Below are 2,182 nucleotides of genomic sequence, written 5' to 3'. Positions count from 1 at the left end.
GGCGTCATCACCGCGGCGGCCACGATATAGGAGGTGAGCACCCAGTTGATCTGGTCGGCGCTGGCCGAAACGCTGCCCTGGATATAGGGCAGCGCGACATTGGCGATGGTTGTGTCCAGCGCCTGCATGATGACCGCCAGGATGACGCAGGCGGTGATGGCGCCGCGATTGGCGACCACGGGCGCGCCTGTCGCGGAAGCCGTTGTCATGACTTTGGTCCGGATTGCTTGAGGAGGTTGGCGATGAAATCGGGCAGGCCGCGGGCATGGCCGGTGCCGATGTCGACCACCGCGCTCATGCCGCCGCGCAGCGGCGGCTTGCCGTCCGGATCGTCGATCGTCACGCGCATCGGAATGCGCTGCACGACCTTGACCCAGTTGCCCGAGGTGTTCTGCGCCGGCAGCAGCGAGAAGCTGGACGACGATGCAGGGCTGATCGAGCCGACGGTGCCGTGCCAGACATCGCCCGGATAGCCGTCGATGCTGATCGTCGCCTTCTGTCCCGGCCGCACATAGGTGAGCTCGGTTTCCTTCGGCTCGGCGGCGATCCAGATGTCGGTCGACGACACCAGGCTGAAGGCCGGCTGCGAGGCCGGCAGGTATTTGCCGACCTGCAAGGCGTCGACATTGGTGACGATGCCGTCGAACGGCGCCTTGACGACGGAATCGTTGAGGTTGCGCTGCGCGTCGTCCACCGCCGACTGGGCCTGCAGGTAGAACGGGTTCTGCTCGACCGGCTGGCTGGCGTCGCCGCCGAGCTGGGCGAGCATTGCCTGCGCCTGCGCCTTGGCGACGGTCACCTTCTGGCGGGCCGCGATCAGATCGTGCTGGGCGCTGTCGAATGTCGCCTTGGAGGCGGTCGAGGTCTTGAGCAGATCCTGCTGACGCTGGAAGGCGGACTCGTAATAGGGAATGTCGGCCTCGGCCTGGTCGATCGAGGCCAGCGACTGCTGGTAGCTTGCCTGCAGCGTCAGCACCTGGTTGCGCACCGTGCCGAGCTGCGCCTTGGCGCCGGCGAGCGCGGTCTCGAAGGAGGCGGGCCGCAGCCGGAAGAGCACGTCGCCCTTCTTCACCGCCTGGTTGTCGTGCACATCGATCTCGTCGACGGTGCCGGAGACGTCGGTCGACACGCCGAGCGACTGCGCCTGGATATAGGCGTTGTCGGTGGTCATGATCTGGCCGCCGACGACATAGTAGTAGCCGCCGGCCACCAGAGCGACGGGCAGCAGCGCGAACAGGATCGGCCGGGTGAGGCCGCGGCGCGGCTTGGCGGGAGCGGGCGGAGTTACGGTGACGGAAGCCGGCTTCGGCTGCGCCGAAGGCGCCTCCAGCGTCGCCGGCTCCGGCGCCACGGGCGCTTCCAGCTCATCGTCTTCGACGACAGGCGGATTATTGCCGCGCCTTTGCTCGCGCTGGCTGTCCAGGCGAATGACCTGGTCGCTTGCTCTTTCGCCGGCATTTTCTCCGTCGGCGGGCTTTCTGGGTGAGGTTCCTTCAGACATGGACTTTCTCCCGGTCGACGGCCGGCTGGGTGCAGGCCTCGAGCAGATTGGATTTGATCAGGCAAAGGGTTTGCAGCAGTTGCTGCTGCGCGTCCGCGGACAGGCCGGCGAAGGCTTCGTCACGCGTTTTCCGGCCGTTGCTGCGCATCACCTCAATCAATGGATGCGCCTGCGGGGTCAGATAGAGGAGCCACGCCCGGCGGTCGGCAGGATCGGGCCGGCGCTCGATGAAGCCGCGCGCTTCCATCTTGTCGAGCAACCTTGCGAGCGTGATCGGCATGATCTCGATGAGGTCGGCCAGCTTGTTCTGGTGGATGCCCTCATGCACCGAAAGAAAGGCCAGCACCTGCCATTGCGCGCGGGTCAGCCCAAAGGCGCGCGAGCGCTGCTCGAACCACTTCCTGAGCAGGCGCGCGACATCGTGCAGCACGAAGCTGATATTGGGCGAGGAGGGCATGGGAGAACTTCGGGGCCGGCGGACAAACTTTCGTGAGCATGCTTATTATCATCATGCACATAATCCCGCTGGACGCCGAGCGCAAGACCGACTAAGGCGCTTGCTAAAAATATCGCATAGGCCAGAACCCGGCCCGCTCGGCTTGGGTTTTCGGCAAGGACAAGACAATGAACCGGCTCAAGATCACCATGCTGGCGCTGCTCATGGGATACGCTTTTCCGGCC

The 2,182-nt window shown here is 65.2% G+C and carries 2 protein-coding genes and 1 pseudogene; all 3 read right to left on the bottom strand.

Annotation, left to right across the window (positions count from 1 at the left end):
- A pseudogene (locus EOA27_RS33145) lies at positions 1–209 on the bottom strand (EmrB/QacA family drug resistance transporter); the annotation flags it as partial.
- A complete protein-coding gene (locus EOA27_RS33140; RefSeq protein WP_126080188.1) occupies positions 206–1,501 on the bottom strand; it encodes an HlyD family secretion protein in 1,296 nt (431 codons plus the stop codon). The pseudogene EOA27_RS33145 and the gene EOA27_RS33140, both read right to left, overlap by 4 nt.
- Positions 1,494–1,958, bottom strand: a complete 465-nt coding sequence (locus EOA27_RS33135) for a MarR family transcriptional regulator (RefSeq protein WP_126080187.1) — start codon at positions 1,956–1,958, stop codon at positions 1,494–1,496. Before EOA27_RS33135 ends, EOA27_RS33140 begins: the two co-directional genes overlap by 8 nt.
- Between the last annotated feature and the right edge of the window lie 224 nt (positions 1,959–2,182).

It is taken from the genome of Mesorhizobium sp. M2A.F.Ca.ET.037.01.1.1 (assembly GCF_003998075.1).
Lineage (GTDB): Bacteria > Pseudomonadota > Alphaproteobacteria > Rhizobiales > Rhizobiaceae > Mesorhizobium.
Note: the sequence above shows the minus strand (reverse complement) of the source record. Positions and strands in the feature narration are given on the sequence as shown.